Annotated in this window: 16 protein-coding genes and 1 tRNA gene; 13 read left to right on the top strand and 4 right to left on the bottom strand. The window is 68.0% G+C overall.

Annotation, left to right across the window (positions count from 1 at the left end; genetic code table 11):
• The first annotated feature begins 14 nt into the window (after positions 1–14).
• Positions 15–923, top strand: coding sequence for a UTP--glucose-1-phosphate uridylyltransferase (locus RIE08_02095; GenBank protein MEQ8716379.1), 909 nt, complete (start codon positions 15–17; stop codon positions 921–923).
• Complete coding sequence (locus RIE08_02090) at positions 920–2,119, top strand: molybdopterin molybdotransferase MoeA (GenBank protein MEQ8716378.1); 1,200 nt, start codon at positions 920–922, stop codon at positions 2,117–2,119. Before RIE08_02095 ends, RIE08_02090 begins: the two co-directional genes overlap by 4 nt.
• Positions 2,120–2,330: 211 nt before the next feature.
• Here RIE08_02090 and RIE08_02085 read toward each other — a convergent pair whose 3' ends face one another.
• Positions 2,331–3,530 (bottom strand): DUF222 domain-containing protein, encoded by a 1,200-nt coding sequence (locus tag RIE08_02085; protein MEQ8716377.1) that lies wholly within the window; start codon positions 3,528–3,530, stop codon positions 2,331–2,333.
• A gap of 235 nt (positions 3,531–3,765) precedes the next feature.
• Here RIE08_02085 and moaA point away from each other — a divergent pair, with 235 nt between their 5' ends.
• The 4 genes from moaA to RIE08_02065 all read left to right on the top strand — a co-directional run bounded on the left by moaA (position 3,766) and on the right by RIE08_02065 (position 6,301).
• Positions 3,766–4,749, top strand: a complete 984-nt coding sequence (gene moaA, locus RIE08_02080; protein ID MEQ8716376.1) for a GTP 3',8-cyclase MoaA — start codon at positions 3,766–3,768, stop codon at positions 4,747–4,749.
• A gap of 58 nt (positions 4,750–4,807) precedes the next feature.
• Positions 4,808–5,314 carry a cyclic pyranopterin monophosphate synthase MoaC gene (gene moaC / locus RIE08_02075; protein ID MEQ8716375.1) on the top strand — a complete coding sequence of 169 codons (507 nt, stop codon included), beginning with the start codon at positions 4,808–4,810 and terminating at the stop codon, positions 5,312–5,314.
• A gap of 210 nt (positions 5,315–5,524) precedes the next feature.
• Complete coding sequence (locus RIE08_02070; GenBank protein ID MEQ8716374.1) at positions 5,525–6,142, top strand: hypothetical protein; 618 nt, start codon at positions 5,525–5,527, stop codon at positions 6,140–6,142.
• 85 nt (positions 6,143–6,227) lie between these two features.
• Positions 6,228–6,301, top strand: a tRNA-Ala gene (locus RIE08_02065).
• A gap of 46 nt (positions 6,302–6,347) precedes the next feature.
• Here RIE08_02065 and RIE08_02060 read toward each other — a convergent pair.
• Positions 6,348–6,917 carry a helix-turn-helix domain-containing protein gene (locus RIE08_02060; protein ID MEQ8716373.1) on the bottom strand — a complete coding sequence of 190 codons (570 nt, stop codon included), beginning with the start codon at positions 6,915–6,917 and terminating at the stop codon, positions 6,348–6,350.
• A gap of 78 nt (positions 6,918–6,995) precedes the next feature.
• Between RIE08_02060 and RIE08_02055 the strand changes: the two genes are divergently transcribed.
• The 5 genes from RIE08_02055 to RIE08_02035 all read left to right on the top strand — a co-directional run bounded on the left by RIE08_02055 (position 6,996) and on the right by RIE08_02035 (position 10,002).
• Positions 6,996–7,535, top strand: a complete 540-nt coding sequence (locus tag RIE08_02055) for an RNA polymerase sigma factor (GenBank protein MEQ8716372.1) — start codon at positions 6,996–6,998, stop codon at positions 7,533–7,535.
• A 58-nt stretch (positions 7,536–7,593) separates the two neighbouring features.
• Positions 7,594–8,115, top strand: a complete 522-nt coding sequence (locus tag RIE08_02050) for a hypothetical protein (GenBank protein MEQ8716371.1) — start codon at positions 7,594–7,596, stop codon at positions 8,113–8,115.
• Complete coding sequence (locus RIE08_02045) at positions 8,112–8,525, top strand: nuclear transport factor 2 family protein (GenBank protein ID MEQ8716370.1); 414 nt, start codon at positions 8,112–8,114, stop codon at positions 8,523–8,525. The genes RIE08_02050 and RIE08_02045 overlap by 4 nt, the downstream gene beginning before the upstream one ends.
• 246 nt (positions 8,526–8,771) lie before the next feature.
• Positions 8,772–9,299 (top strand): molybdopterin-dependent oxidoreductase, encoded by a 528-nt coding sequence (locus RIE08_02040; GenBank protein MEQ8716369.1) that lies wholly within the window; start codon positions 8,772–8,774, stop codon positions 9,297–9,299.
• A gap of 1 nt (position 9,300) precedes the next feature.
• Entirely contained in the window at positions 9,301–10,002 is a 702-nt protein-coding gene (locus RIE08_02035) for an FAD-binding oxidoreductase (GenBank protein MEQ8716368.1), read from the top strand.
• A gap of 453 nt (positions 10,003–10,455) precedes the next feature.
• Here RIE08_02035 and RIE08_02030 read toward each other — a convergent pair whose 3' ends face one another.
• Positions 10,456–10,905 (bottom strand): nuclear transport factor 2 family protein, encoded by a 450-nt coding sequence (locus tag RIE08_02030; protein MEQ8716367.1) that lies wholly within the window; start codon positions 10,903–10,905, stop codon positions 10,456–10,458.
• Between the two features lie 113 nt (positions 10,906–11,018).
• Here RIE08_02030 and RIE08_02025 point away from each other — a divergent pair, with 113 nt between their 5' ends.
• Together RIE08_02025 and RIE08_02020 are read left to right on the top strand one after the other, a co-directional pair.
• The gene (locus tag RIE08_02025; protein ID MEQ8716366.1) at positions 11,019–11,759 is read left to right on the top strand and encodes a sulfotransferase family 2 domain-containing protein; all 741 of its coding nucleotides are present in this window, start codon (positions 11,019–11,021) and stop codon (positions 11,757–11,759) included.
• A gap of 83 nt (positions 11,760–11,842) precedes the next feature.
• Complete coding sequence (locus tag RIE08_02020) at positions 11,843–12,433, top strand: dienelactone hydrolase family protein (protein MEQ8716365.1); 591 nt, start codon at positions 11,843–11,845, stop codon at positions 12,431–12,433.
• 61 nt (positions 12,434–12,494) lie between these two features.
• On the opposite strand, the gene RIE08_02015 is transcribed toward RIE08_02020, so the two are convergent.
• The gene (locus RIE08_02015) at positions 12,495–15,035 is read right to left on the bottom strand and encodes a hypothetical protein (protein MEQ8716364.1); all 2,541 of its coding nucleotides are present in this window, start codon (positions 15,033–15,035) and stop codon (positions 12,495–12,497) included.
• Between the last annotated feature and the right edge of the window lie 22 nt (positions 15,036–15,057).

The raw sequence follows: 15,057 nt of genomic DNA, 5'->3' as shown, positions 1-15,057 counted from the left end.
CCAGGAGCCCGACAATGACAACGGCGGAACCCACCACCGGGACCGTACGCAAGGCGGTCATCCCCGCTGCGGGGTACGGCACCCGCTTCCTTCCGGCGACGAAGGCACAGCCCAAGGAGATGATCCCGGTCGTCGACCGACCCGCCATCCAGTACGTCGTCGAGGAGGCAGTGGCCGCCGGCATCACGGACATCCTCATCGTCACATCCACGAACAAGCAGACGATGGAGAACCACTTCGACCGGGCTCCGGACCTCGAGCGCACGCTCGAGGCCAAGGGCAAGACGGACGCCCTCGACGAGATCGTCCGCATCGCCGACCTCGCGACCATCCACTTCATCCGCCAGCCCGAGGCCCGGGGTCTCGGTCACGCGATCGGCATGGGGGCCGCTCACGTCGGTGACGAGCCATTCGCAGTGCTGCTCCCCGACGATCTGATGATCGACGACGGTGCCCTCCTGCGCCGGATGATCAGCGTCGCCGGGGACCACCCGGGCGCCGCCGTGATCAGCGTCAAGGAGTTCCCCGGCGCCGAGGTGTCCGCCTACGGCGCGGCCGACCCGATAGAGATCGACGGCGATGTCATGAAGCTTCGGGGGATCGTCGAGAAACCGCCACCGGAGGAGGCGCCGTCGCAGTTCGGTTCGACGGGTCGCTATGTCTTTCCGCCGGAGATCTTCGATGAGATCGCCCGCACGAAACCCGGCCACGGTGGAGAGATCCAGATCACCGACGCCATGGCGAATCTCGCCGCGGGCGCGGGCCTCTACGCCGTCAGCTTCGTCGAGGGCCGCTACGACGTCGGCCAGAAGCTCGACTACCTGCGGGCGACGGTGGAACTCGGGCTGGCGCACCCTGAACTCGGCGGCCAGTTCGCCGACGTGCTCGCGTCGATCGTCGCCGAACGGGGGATCGGCTCGTGATCCCTCTCGAGGAGGCCCAGAGCCACATTCTCGACCGGGTGTCCCGTCTCGGAACCGTGCGCCATCCGTTGCGAGGCGCGGCCGGACTCGTCACCACCGAGGCGGTTACGGCCTCCGAGAACATCCCGCCGTTCGCGAACACGGCGATGGATGGATTCGCCGTGCAGGCAGCGGACACCTCGGGAGCGCCGAAGGTCCTCAGCGTCGTCGGCACCATCGCCGCGGGCGATGCAGGTGACATCACCGTCGGTCCGGGCCAGGCGGCGCGCATCATGACCGGCGCGCCGATGCCCCCGGGAGCCGATGCGGTGGTCATGGTCGAGAGGACCTCGGTCGACGGGGACGAGGTCACAGTCGAGATCGAGGTGCCGACGGGCAACCATGTCCGTGCCGCCGGCGAGGACGTCCGCCCCGGCGACGTCGTCTTCGAGGCCGGCATCGTCCTGTCACCCGGACACCTGGGCGTGCTCGCGAGCCTCGGCCTCACCGAGGTGGCGGCCACGCCCCGGGCCCGCGTCGGGGTGCTCTCCACCGGCGACGAGTTGGTGGAAGGTCCGGTCGAGCTCGCCCCGGGTCAGATCCGCGACTCGAACCGCACGACTCTCTTGGCCCTGTTGGCAGAGGCCGGCTGTGAACCCGTCGATCTCGGTATCGCCCGTGACGACGAGGACGCGATAGCCGCGGCGATCGAGACCGGTGTCGCCGACTGCGACGCGCTGCTGACCAGCGGCGGCGTCTCGATGGGCGACTTCGACTGGGTGAAGGTCGTCCTCGACCGCATCGGCGACATGCGGTGGATGCAGGTGGCGATCAAGCCTGCGAAGCCTCTTGCGTTCGGGCTGGTGGACGGCACGCCGGTGTTCGGTCTGCCCGGCAATCCGGTCTCGTCGATGGTCTCCTTCGAGCTGTTCGCCCGCCCCGCGCTGCGCAAGATGATGGGCCACAGCCGCCACCACCGGACAAGGGTCACCGCGGTTGCCGACGAGCCCATGCGTCGTGGGGCCGACGGCAAGACCCACTTCGCCCGCGTGGTGTGGCACTACGCCGATGGCGAGTACCGCTTCGGGTCCGCCGGCGGGCAGGGCTCCCACCAGCTCGCAGCCATGGCGACGGCGAACGGGCTGGCCGTCATCCCCGACGGGGACGGCGTGGCCGAAGGTAAGACAGCGGAGCTCATCCGACTACGCGAGGACTGACGGGGACCGCGGCGCGCTGCGTTTCTCGGCTGCGCGCCGGGCCACTGTGTCGCTGCCGCAGCTGCGAGCGCCCGGAGTGGGCTATTCGGTTGTCAAGGATCTGTGGTGCGCGTGAGGTTCTCGCGGCCGGTGGTGATCGCGGTCGTGAGCTCAGAGGGGCACGGGTTCGGGGTCGTTGATTGCGGGGCGTGCGTGGCGTCGGCTGTGGTGGTCAGGCGGCTTGGGGTGGGGCTCTGTTGTGGGCGTGGGCGTGGGCTGCGCTGGTGGGTGCGGCGGGTGGGTGCCAGGTGAGGTTGTGGCCGGGGGTCCCGGTGTGGGTCCAGTTGTGGTCGTGGATCTTGTGGTGGCAGCGGGGGCAGGTGAGGGCGAGGTTGTCGATGTCGGTGGGGCCACCTTCGGCGAAGGGTTCGAGGTGGTGGATTTCGCATTGGTCGGCGGGGACGGTGCAGGTGCCGACGGTGCAGTGGCGGTCTCGGGTTTTGACGGCGCGTCGTTGGGCTGGGGTGGCGAGTCTGACGGTGGTGCCGTGCCAGAGGACCTCGCCCCGGGCACCGAAGATGAGTCCGGCTAGCGGGGAGTGGCACAGGAGGCGGTCGAGGTCGGTGCCGGAGAGCTGGGTGCCGTCGAGGAGTTCGCCGCCTCGGTGGTGTTCGAGGTTGTCGAGGGTGGCGGTGACGATGAGCTGGGTGGTGACGCCGCGGCCTGCGGCGGGCCCGCAGATCAACGAGTGGAGTGCGGCGGCGCGGTAGCGGGCGGCGGACGGCGTGTCGGCGCCGGGGTCGAAGCCGGATTCGTCGAAGAGGGGGTGGTCGCCTCTCCAGATGCGGCGTGCTTCGGTTTCGATGGCTGCCCAGATCTGGTGGCCTTCGAGGTTGGCGAACTCGGCGATGAGGCCGACCATGTCGGGCCCGGCGTCGTAGCGGTCCACCCGGGCGCGCCGGCGGGCGTTGCGGGTGCGGTCGTTGCCGTTGTCGGCATCGTTGGCTTTCACCCACCGATCGATGATGATCGTGAATCCTCCGGCGGTGCGTCTGGTCGCCTCACCTAGGAGGTCGGTTTCCTCGGTGATGAACCGGTCGGGGTGTTCGTGTGCGGCGCGGGCCATGGCGACGGTGTGGTCGAAGGAGATGTCGCCTTCGCGTAACGCCGTAGCGGTGGCGGCCATCCGGTGCCACTCCGTGGCGACGTTCTCGCGCCGCCGTGCGTCGCGCCGGGACACGGATTGTCGGTCGACGAGTTCTGAGGCGAGGTCACCGGGCCGCACGGTCGAACCCATTCGTTCCAGCCGCACCGCCAGGACGTCCATTTCGGCTGCGAGAGCACGGCGGCGGTCGGTTTCGAAGCTGTCGACGACTTCGGCGAGCGCCCCATCGGAAAGGCCCGAGACGTCACCGGGGGTTTCGGCGTACACGGCTCTGCTCCTTTCGACTCGCGACCGGCCGGTTCGAGGACCCTGAGGGGTCGAAAGGGGAAGATGACCGCCGCCCGGAGGTGTACCGGGTGGGCGACGTCCCGTCACTATAGCGAACACATGTTCGACTTCGCAACCGGCAGCGCAGGATTCTTTCGAGAATCCGGAGCGAGGCTCAGGGACAGACCGGATCCTGGCGGGGCGTACCGACGGCCGAAGCTCTAGCCTTGGGACCATGACGGAGCAGCTCGTCGACACGTTCGGCCGGGTCCACCGCGATCTGCGCATCTCGGTCACGGACCGCTGCAACTTCCGCTGCACCTACTGCATGCCCGAGGACGGGCTCGACTGGACGCCGCGCAGCGAGCTGTTGACGTTCGAGGAGATCACCCGGGTTGCCGGCCTCCTCGTTGAGCGCTTCGGCGTCGATTCGATCCGCCTCACGGGCGGTGAGCCGACGGTGAGAGCCCATCTCGACACCCTCGTCGGGATGCTCGCCGAACTCGGCGTGGACCTCGCCCTCACCACCAACGGTGCGACGCTGCGCCCCATCGCGCCGAAGCTCGCGGCGGCCGGACTGCGCCGCATCAACATCTCGCTCGACTCCCTGCGCCGTGACCGTTTCCAGGAGCTGACCCGTCGGGACGAACTCGCACGGGTGCTGGACGGCATCGACGCAGCGCTCGAGGCGGGTCTGGACCCGGTGAAGATCAACTGCGTCGTCATGCGGGGAGTGAACGACGACGAGTTGGTCGACTTCGCCCGCTTCGGCCGGGACAAGGGCGTGACCGTCCGGTTCATCGAGTGGATGCCCCTCGATGCCGACGGCGCATGGACCAACGCCGACGTCGTCAGCCTCGACGAGATCATCGAGCGAATCGGCGCGGAGTTCCCGCTGGAGCCGGTTCCGTCGGGTTCGGCCCCAGCCAGTCGTTTCCGCTATCTCGACGGCCGCGGCGAGGTGGGCGTGGTGGCGTCGGTCACCCGGTCGTTCTGCGAGTCCTGCGACCGGATACGGCTCACGGCGGAAGGTCAGTTCCGAAACTGCCTGTTCGCAACGGACGAGTACGACCTGCGGACGGCGCTGCGCTCCGGAGCCGCCGACGACGAGGTCGCCGAGATCATCCGCCACGGTGTGGGGGAGAAATGGGCCGGCCACTCGATCAACAAGGTCCATTTCATCCGCCCGGCCCGCTCGATGTCGCAGATCGGCGGCTGAGCCCCGTTCGGCGCCTGCTTGGTCTGCCCAAGCAACGAGCCAACTACACTCGCCGCCCATGACCGACCACGGGCTCACCCATCTCGATCCACTCGGCCGGGCCCGGATGGTCGACGTCACTCCGAAGGAGCCCACCCATCGCCGAGCTATCGCCCGGGCGAAGGTCTGGATGACCCCTGAGACGGCGTCGCTGGTGGCCCGTGGTGGAATCGGCAAGGGCGATGTCCTCGCCGTGGCACGTGTGGCGGGGATCCAGGCGGCCAAGCGTGCACCCGACCTCATCCCGCTGTGTCATCCGCTGCTGGTCGGCGCCGTCCTGGTCAACTTCCGTATCGAACACGACTACGTCGAGATCGAGGCCGAGGTCGAGACGGTGGACCGCACCGGCGTCGAGATGGAGGCACTGACCGCCTGTGGGGTGGCCGCGCTGACGATCTACGACATGTGCAAGTCGAAGGACCGGTCGATGGTGATCGGCGATCTCACCCTGTGGGAGAAGACAGGCGGACGGTCGGGGACCTACCGGCGGGACGAGGACGCACCGCTGCGGGGGTTCGAGGAATGAACGGGTCTCGTCACCGCGGGCCGAAAGTCTCCGTCGCGGGGTCCCGCGCTTGGTGTTCTGTTACGTTCGTAGTAGAAACGTAATGTTCTGAACGCCCGCGACCGGGCGATGCGAGCGAGGGAGGACCGGTTCCACCCCCGTCACCCCCTTGTATCCGCGTATCCAGCCCGTACAAATGTCATCGTTGTCATTCGAAAGTAGACGCGACAGTTGTTGACGCTCTTGATCCTGATCATCATCGTCGTTCTGTGGGCGGCCGTTCTGGTTCCACCGTGGCTGCGCCGGCGTGATTCGCGTCCTTCGTCGCGCTCGGATTCGAGAGCGGGATTCCAGAACCAGCTGTCGAAGCTGGGCGGGCCTGCCATGCGCCGCGGCCAGGCCCCGAACGCTCAGGTGTTGCCGATCCGCCCGGCCGCCCGGCCCACTCCGTCGCAGTTCGGCGGCGCGCCTCCGGGCCATTCGCTCGTGGCCCGGGCCGATGTCGAGCGGTCGCGCCAGGCGATGGTGCAGGTCTCGATGTCCGACGGGCAGTCACCGCGCCATCTGGTGCTGTCCCGGGCGCAGGCCCGGCGCCGGCGTCGCAACATCCTCTTCGTGCTGATGGCGCTCGCGGGTGTCACGTTCCTCGCGGCGGTCGCCGCGCAGGGGATCTTCCTCGTTCTGCACCTCTTCGCCGACCTCGCCCTGATCGGGTACGTCACCCTGCTCGTGCAGCACCAGCGCCAGGCGGAGGAGAAGCGGGCCAAGGTCCGTCCGATCCGTCCGGCCGGTGAGCCCATCGGCGAACCTGTCCCGGCGTACCGTCCGCAGCTGCGTTCGGCGAACTAGCCGAACAGCACTCCACAGCGGGTCGAAGCGACCCGTACCCGGCCTGCATCGCGGCGTCCACGCGCCGCTAGCATTGCGGGGTCTCGGGGCTGTAGCTCAGTTGGCTAGAGCGCTTCGTTCGCAACGAAGAGGTCGTGGGTTCGATTCCCATCAGCTCCACACGTGTGACGTAGTTGCCTTCGCTGTCAATCTGGCCGGGGGCGCCTCATCCGTGCTGATGCGCGTGGAGTAGGTGCAGGGTGGCGAGACGTCCGACGCGGGCAGGTTCGGCGGATCGGCGCATGACTGCTGCGACGATGGATCCCTCGATGACCAGGAACACCTCCTCGGCGAGGGCCGTGGGGTCGTCGACCGGGTGTTCGTTCGCCCAGCGCTCGAGGTCGCTCCGAAGCTGTTGCTTGTGCTTGGCGATGATCTGCTGCGCGGGGTGTGCCGGGTCAGGCAGCTCGGCGGCGGTGTTGATGAACGCGCAGCCCCGGAAGTCCTCCATGGAGAACCAGTCGTGGAGGGCGTCGAAGACGCAGACGATGCGGCCGGCCTGCGGGTCGGCGGCCACGGCCAGTTCCAGGCGCGAATAGAGCATCTCGAACCACTGCAGGTCTCGTCGCTCGAGCCAGGCTGCGACGAGCTCGTTCTTGGAGCGGAAGTGGTTGTACAGCGTCGCCTTCGCGACGCCTGCGTGGCGGACGATGGTGTCGACGCCGACCGCTGAGACGCCCTCCCGGTAGAAGAGCTCAGCGGCGGCATCGAGGATGCGGTCTCGGGGATCGGGCATGGGATGCACCTCCTCTCCGGAGATTAACAGACCGGTCTGTCTTGATCCAAGCCAGACCGGTCTGTACAGTCTCTGGCCATGACACCGACCTCCTTGCCAGAAGCCCGACAGACCGAACGCGACGCCGCATTCGCCCGATGGGTGCAACCACACCTGCCGCTCGCGCACACCGTCGCCCGGCGCAGCGCACCCGATGCCGCGGACGACGTCGTCCAGGACGCGCTGTTGCGGGCCTACCGCTCCCTGCATCGCTTCGACGGCCGCTATCCGAAGGCGTGGCTGGCGCGGATCGTGCAGAATGCTGCGTACGACCATCACCGCAGGCGGCAACGGCATGCCTGCACTTCTATTGACGACGTCGCGCACCCGGCCGAGTCGGGCACCGACGATCTGTTCGACGCCCGCACACTGTCCCCCGCCGTCGAAGTGGCGTTCCGCAATCTGTCCCAGGCGCACCGCGACATCGTGGTGCTGGTCGACGTCGACGGCCACAGCTATCGAGAGGCTGCCGCCCATCTCGGCGTCGCCGTTGGCACCGTGATGAGTCGCCTGGCGCGCGCGCGGGCCGCGCTCCGGGCAGGCCACGACAAGGAGAAATCTTCCGACGAGGTGGAATAGACAGACAGGTCTGTCTCGATATATGGGTGTCCACTACGACAGACCCACAGGAGGAACGATGGACACGAACACCCGACGCACACTGGTACTCAACATGCGAGGCTCCGCCACCGGCACGCCGACGCCGATCCCACGGATCGAAGCGACCGGCACCGAAGAGGCGGTCGGTTTCGATCTGCCCGTGTTCGACCTCGCCAGCGGCGACCAGGTCGGCACGGTCCTCGAGACCCTCGCCGACATCACGCCCATGAACGGCGGCCTGGCCCTCGTGGGCACACAGACCTTCCGTCTCGGTGATGGCGAGCTCACCGTGCGAGGCCTCACCTCGGTTGCGCCGATGACGCACGGGTCACCGGGCTACACCCACATGACCAGTGGCATGCCCGCCGACGGGGAGAACGACGTCCTGTCCGGGACCGGCGCCTACGACGGCGCCGCAGGGCCGGTGCGCCTGTCCGGAGCCGTGAACCTTTCCCGGTTCGACAGCGAAGGACGGATCGACTTCAACTGCATCTTCGTCGTGAATCTCGCACCGGTGGCGCTGCCCGACCAGATGGCGTACAGCGAGGCGGCTCGATGATCGCACCGCCGTTCGATTGCGAGACCGCACTGGCCAAAGTCCAAGCAGCCGAGGACGCCTGGAACACCCGCGACCCGGACCATGTCGTGCAGGCATACAGCCCCGACTCGCGCTGGCGGGACCGGCACCGGTTCCTCACCGGCCATGACGAGATCCGAACGTTCCTCGCCGACAAGTGGAACCGGGAGCTCGACTACCGCCTGAACAAAGAGCTGTGGGCGTTCACCGACGACCGCATCTCGGTGCGGTTCGAGTACGAGTGGCACGACCACACCGGTCAATGGTTTCGGACCCACGGCAACGAACACTGGGAGTTCGATGCCACCGGGCTCATGAAGCGCCGGGACATGAGCGCCAACGACATCCCCGTCGATGCAGCCGACCTCCGTATCAGCCCGGCCCACCACTGACCACCGCGGCAGCGGTGCGCCTCCTGGGTGCACCGCTGCCCGGGTCGGCCCGCCCGGCGCCGCCGACTGCAACCACCGGCGGTCCCGACCAACCGGGCGAGCTGCCTGGTTCATCCGAGAGATCAGCGAGGGCTTCCTGCGCGCGTCGGTGCTGTCCGCAGGAGCCGGAAAGGCCATGACATGACCACGCAGGGATTCCAACGACGGGCACGGCGGGCAGATCCGTCCGTCCCGCCCGGACAGTACGTGACCGACGACTTCCCGGTTCTGACGGCAGGACCGACGATCGACGTCGATCGGGACGAGTGGCGCCTCAGCGTCAGCGACGGTGTGGTGTCGAAGGACTACGACTGGGACGGGCTGCACGGGGTCGGGGTCGAGGACCTGGTGACCGACATCCACTGCGTCACTCACTGGACCAAGCTCGGCACACGCTGGAGCGGCGTTCCGGTCGGGGCGTTGTTCGACGACGCTGGTGTCGGTGACCACGACTTCGCGCTCGTCAGCAGCTACGGCGACTACACGACGAACCTGCCGGTGTCGGATCTCGTCCACCACGACGCGATGGTGGCCGTCGCCTTCGACGGTGCTCCGATCGAGAGGGTCCACGGCGGGCCCGTGCGGTTGGTGGTGCCGCACCTGTACTTCTGGAAGAGCGCCAAGTGGTTGCGCGAGATCCGCGTGTCCGACCACGAAGAGCAGGGGTTCTGGGAAGCTGCGGGCTACCACGACCACGGCGACCCCTGGACCGAGCAGCGCTACCACGGCGACTGACATGGCGAGCCCTCGGGTCGAACAGCGGCTGGAATGGCGTGTCGTCACTGTCGCGGAGACCGAACGGGAGACGCCGACGGCGCGAACTCTCCGAGTCGCCGTCGACGACTGGCCTGGGCATCGGCCCGGTCAGCACGTCGACGTCCGGCTCACCGCCGACGACGGCTACCAGGCAACGCGAAGCTACTCGTTGTCATCAGGACCCGACGAGGAGCCACAGATCACCGTCGAGCGGGTCGACGACGGCGAGGTGTCGCCGTTCCTGGTTGACGTCGCAGCACCGGGCACGAAGGTCGAGCTGCGGGGGCCGGTGGGCGGCTACTTCGTCTGGGATCCGACCAACCGTCCGGTGCTGCTGGTCGGAGGTGGGTCGGGCATCGCCCCCCTGCGCTCGATGTGGCGGGCGAGGCCGGACGACGCCGCGATGACGGTTGTGTACTCGGCGCGCACGAGCGATCGCATCATCTACGCCGACGAGCTGGCCGACGACGGGTTCGACGTCGAACTCTTCGTAAGCCGAGAGCAGGTGGCGGGCGCCCATCGCGGCCGCATCGACGCCGACCGACTGCAGTCGATCGTGGACCGGCGCCGGCCCGAGCAGACCTTCGTCTGCGGGCCGACCGCGTTCGTCGAGACCGCCACGGGTGGGTTGGTCGCCGCCGGCATCGATGCCCGAACCATTCGCACCGAGCGTTTCGGCTAGAACGCCGAAGCGGCGACGAAGACTCCCGGAGGTGGCCTCGACCGCCGAGCCCCGGCGAGCCAACTCGGCGGAGACGCCGGCGCAGCGGACGAGGGCTCAGCGGCCTCGTCGAGGTGTCGGTCGATCCGGCCGGTGCGGCGTTCGAGACCGAGGCGGGGCGACGTGACCTAGAACCGCTGAGCGGTGGATGTCGAACCACGCCGCAAGCTCCGCGATCGGCTTGCCTGACTCGTACTGGGCACGCAGCGCGTCGACCTCGCCTTCGGTGAGCCGCGTCTGTCGCCGCCGACTGCTGATGGGACGGGTGCGTTCTGACGCGAGGGGTGTTTCGACCAGCGCCAGCAGTTCTCCACTGATCTGCTCGGGGTTCGAATAGCGTCCCGCAAGCTCCACTACCAAGGCCTGCTGTCAACGGCGCTGCCGCCGTCCCAGGCCGTCGGGATCGGCTCGTGCTCAGTCCGTCTGGATCCGTGGGAGCACCGCAGCGTTCCCGTCCGTCCACATTCTCTTCAGAGTGCGGTGGGTGATCCGCCACCCGGCATCGGTGCGGACGAGCCGGTCCGAGTAGGCGCCTGCGACGATGTGGTTGGGTCCGCCCTCGGCTCCCTCGACGCGATGTTGGGCCTGGAAGTAGCAGCCGGCGACCGCCGTGTCGCCGTCGATCTCGGCCCAGTGGTTGCCCACGAAGTGCTGGCTGGCGGTGAGGGGCGACAGCGACCTCGAGCAGACGCCGCTGATGGCGTCGAGACCCTGGAACTGCCCTCTTCCTTCGATGTCGACCACGGCGTCGGGAGTGAACACGTTCGCGAGTCGGTCGAACTCGTTCGCGTCGAGCGCGCGCGTGTACTCGACCTGGAGGTCGTGGATGGCGAGGCGGTCGAGCAGGTACGCGGTGTCGGTCATGGCGGTGTGGCCTCCCCGGAGGTCATGTGTCGTCGATCGATGTTGGTCCCGGGGAGACGGTACGACAAAGACCTCTCCGGCCGCGCCGCGTCCAGGCCGTAGTGTCTTCGTCAATGGCCATCCACGCCGGGGTCAACCGGGCCCGACAGTTCGCGCTGCTGATGTCACCGAAGTGCGGGACGAGAACCCTGAACCGCTGGTTCGAGAGCACGATCGTAGAAGCCGAGCGCACCCCGCAATGGGACCAGCGTCGCCTGGGTGAGCGGATTCGCGACCACACCGTTGAGGCGAAGCGGCTCGCTGATCCGGAGTTCTCCGATTTCCTCGTCATCTTCGCCGTGCGGGATCCGCATCGCCGCATGGTCAGCGCCTACCTCGATGTCGTCGTCGGTCGCCCCGAGGAGTGGGGTCAGGCCGACGGTGCAGGCAACGTCAGACTCGACGGCGTCTCGTTCAGGACCTTCATCGAGACCGTCGCCCGTCTCCACAGCGAAGGCGTCATGCTCCAACACCACCTCCAGCCCCAGGTGGTCAACGTTCCAGCGGGACGGGTGGATCGCCACATCCTGACCGAGCGGCTCGAGGAGGAGCTCGCCGCCCTGTCGACCGAGCTCGGCATCGACCACAGCCAGCTCGGCTGGCGGGGCAGGACCCGCTACGTGGACGACCCGAACGACGGGGGTCAGCTCGTCGCCGACCTTCCGGCCGCTGCCCATTCCGGACGCATCGCACCGCGACCCAGACGGTTCTACGATCGCGCCCTGTACGACCTCGTGAGCGAGGTCTATCCAGACGACGCAGCGTTGTACCGCTCGATCCCCGCCGCGTGGCCACTCGAGATCGCTCGCACGTGACCCCGGTAACGGGGTAGTCACCAGATCGGTGCCGTGGCGGAGTGGTGGGACGACCGGGAGAGGTACAGATGAGGAGAACCACGATGAGCGCTGTCGCACTGTTCCATTCAGTACTCGGCGTCCGGCCGGGCATCACCGAGGCCGGCCGGCGTCTCACCGCGGCCGGTCACGACGTGACCATCGTCGACCAGTACGACGGGCGGGTGTTCGACGACTACGAGACGGCCGGTGACTTCGCCACCGGTATCGGTTACCCGGTCCTGATGAACGCCGCGGTAGAGGCCGTCGCCGATCTGCCCGATGGGTTCATCGCGGTCGGATTCTCGAACGGTGGCGGGATGGCCGAGTACGTTGCGTCCCGACGAGACCTGGCAGGTGTCGTCATGGCGTCGGGAGCGCTCGGGCTCGACGAACTGGGCGTCGATTCATGGCCTCGCGGCCTGCCCGCCCAGATCCACTACACCGTCGATGATCCGTTCCGGAACCAACAGTGGATCGACAGCGTCCTCGGGGCGGTTCGAGACTCGGGCAGCAGGGTCGAGATGTTCGACTACCCCGGAGCCGGGCACCTCTTCACGGACGAGTCCCTCCCCGAGGAGTACGACAGGGACAACGCCGAGCTGTTCTGGGACCGTGTCATCGACTTCTGCTCGGACGTGGCTGAACACGCGTAGCTGATCCGCGTCCCGGGGGCTGTCCCGTCGCGGTAGGCGGGTGACGGTCGACGTCGGCGCCCTAGATGCGGACGCTGTCGTCGACGATGCTCGACGCGAGCCTCGCGATGCTCGAGCCGTTGTGCACGAGACTGTCGCTGCGGCACAGGAGGCCGAACTCCACGACGACGTCTGCGCCGTTCTGGACGGCACGCCCGTCCCCTCTCGTCAGGAATCCGGGCATCTGTTGGCCGGTCGGGCCGGAACCGGCGGATGGATCACCGCCGCCGGAACGCACCGCGTCGTAGGCCACGCAGAGATCTCCATACCGCTCACCGAAGCCGGCGACGTAGGAATGGTCGTCGCTGGCCACCAGCACGCGACAGGACTCCTGGCCCAGCGCGTCGAGTCGGGCGTCCACCTCCGCGAAGAAGGGCCGGAGGTCGAGGTCGGCTGGTCCGTCCGCGCGGGGGAGCAGGTCTGTGCCCCGCACGTGGACGCCGATCACGTGGTGACCCGCAAGTTGCGCCCCGTGGAAGGCCTCGATGTGCCCGGCGAGTCGGGGCCGGGGCCGGACCCACTTCTTCAGGAGTCTGACCCGGTCGGCCCGGCTCGGTAGCTCCTCGAAGCGTTGCCCGTCCACCGTGGGGGTGAAGTCCTCGGTCCATTGCCAGTCGGCGGCCGCCGGGATCGTCGACAGCTCTCTCAGATTCGCAAGGTCCAGGGTGCTCGGTGACGGCACGCGGTGGATCCGATCGGGGAAGTCCCGCAGCCCCCGGAGCCGTTCCTGAAGGAGCCGTCGGCTCGCGACGAGGTCCAGGGCCCTGTCGCCCAGGATGTCGAGCACACGCTCGGCGGGCCACTCTTCGATCAGCGGCTCGAAGTAGTACTCCCATACCGTCGTTCGTCCGTCGCATCCGTCGGGATCGAAGTAGGCGATGTCGCGACCCAGGAGCGCGACCGGGATGCGGTCGATTCGATGACGCTCGAGGAGGTGCAGCGTGTTCAGTACCTGCTCGACCATCGAGAACAGGCCGACGTCTCGCTCGAGGATCAGCAGGAGGCGGTCGCCAGCGGTATCCGTCGCCGGTTGCCGCGTCCCGGACCCCGCGCCCCGGGAGGTCACCTCGCTCCTGTCCGTGTAACCGAGCTTCGCCTCCACCCCCCAGTCCAGGGTGGCGCGGATGAACTCGAGGTCGTCGTCGGCGATCGGCGGGTACGGCCTCGGACCCTCGAACGCCTCCCCGTCGGTTCCGCCGAAGTGGACAGTCTCATCGGCCACCTCCGCGTGCTTCAGTGTGATGCCGAAGCGTTCAGCCACGCCGGCGAGCAGCGTCGGATCGGCGGCGAGGTCCTCGTAGCGGAGGTGGACGACGTTCTTCACGACGGAGCCGAGTCCCAGGAAGTGTTCCGCCTTCTGCGTCCGGAGGCGCACGACGTTGTCGGCCTCCTCGATGAAGTACTCGCCCGTCTCGCTCTCGGGCCACAGCGGGTTGGCTCTCGTCGGCTCCGCGCAGAACCAGGGCTTGCGGATGAACTCCGAGAACGGGATGTTCCAGTGCCCGGGCGCGTGGTACGGCCTACGGTGCAGCGACCGCAGCCAGTCGAACGGGTCCCGGTGGATGACGACGAAGAGGGTGTCGTCGCTGTCGGCGAGGGAGCGGACGCACTCCCGATCAGTCGAACGGTTCGGTCGGCCGCGCGGCTCGTGGCCCCTGATGAACCAGTGCTTCCACCCGAACTCCGTCGTCAGCTCCACGCCTGCGAAGTTCTTCGAAACGAGCGCGGCGAGGTAATTCGTCCCCGAACATCTCTCTCCGAAGATCTGGACCCGCGAGATGGACCCGGTTGCGCCGCCGATGGTGTGGCGCCGCGGATCGAAGTGGCGCCGGTGGAAGCGGGCCATGTCGTCGGGCTTGCGGCTGCCGAAGTGGTACTGGTGGGCACCCGGGACCGGACGGTGTCGGTCCCGGGGCTTGTTCACGTAGTCGACGGATTGCCTCGAGGTCACGACGAAGACGTGTTCGGGGCGGAGGGGGCGACACTCGACCACGTCATCGATGAACTCGGCCAGGGGGACCGTGCTGATGTGCGAGGCGATCCACCGCCCGATCGTCAGGTCGTCACGGAATCCGTAGACGTTGCCCGCGATGATCTCCCGGCGCCGACGGCCGAGTGCCCGGGCCACGTCGGCGGTCAACAACATCGACGCTCCGCTCACGAACGGCGCCGAGTGTGCGGGGTCGATGCTCACGGGACCCGACACGGCCCGGGTCCGGGGCATGCGGGCGGCGTTCCGCACGAGTTGGGGAAGGTCGATGTAGCTCGCTGCGCACACGGTGTAGACCAGGTCGTAGTCGTCGTCACGGGTGAGGTGGTCGAACGCGAGGAGCCGCTTCCACAACAGGCAGTCCTCCTGTTCCCGGACGAGGTCGGCGCAGCCCGCGATCAGGACGTCGCCGAACTGCTCGATGTCTCCTTCTTCGACCGGCGGTGGCGAGCGGTGGGTGTAGCGGGCGATCTCCCGTGTCTCGCTGCGGCCCCGCACGTTCCCGTAGACGTAGAAAGTGTCCACACCTTGGACCCGGCGGCTGCCCCAGGTCCGCCGGATCGTGCGCACCATCTCGGCGTAGGGTTCCGTTGCG

This window comes from Acidimicrobiales bacterium, assembly GCA_040219085.1.
In the GTDB taxonomy this organism is placed as follows: domain Bacteria; phylum Actinomycetota; class Acidimicrobiia; order Acidimicrobiales; family JAVJTC01; genus JAVJTC01.
This window is presented reverse-complemented; position numbering and strand designations above follow the sequence as displayed.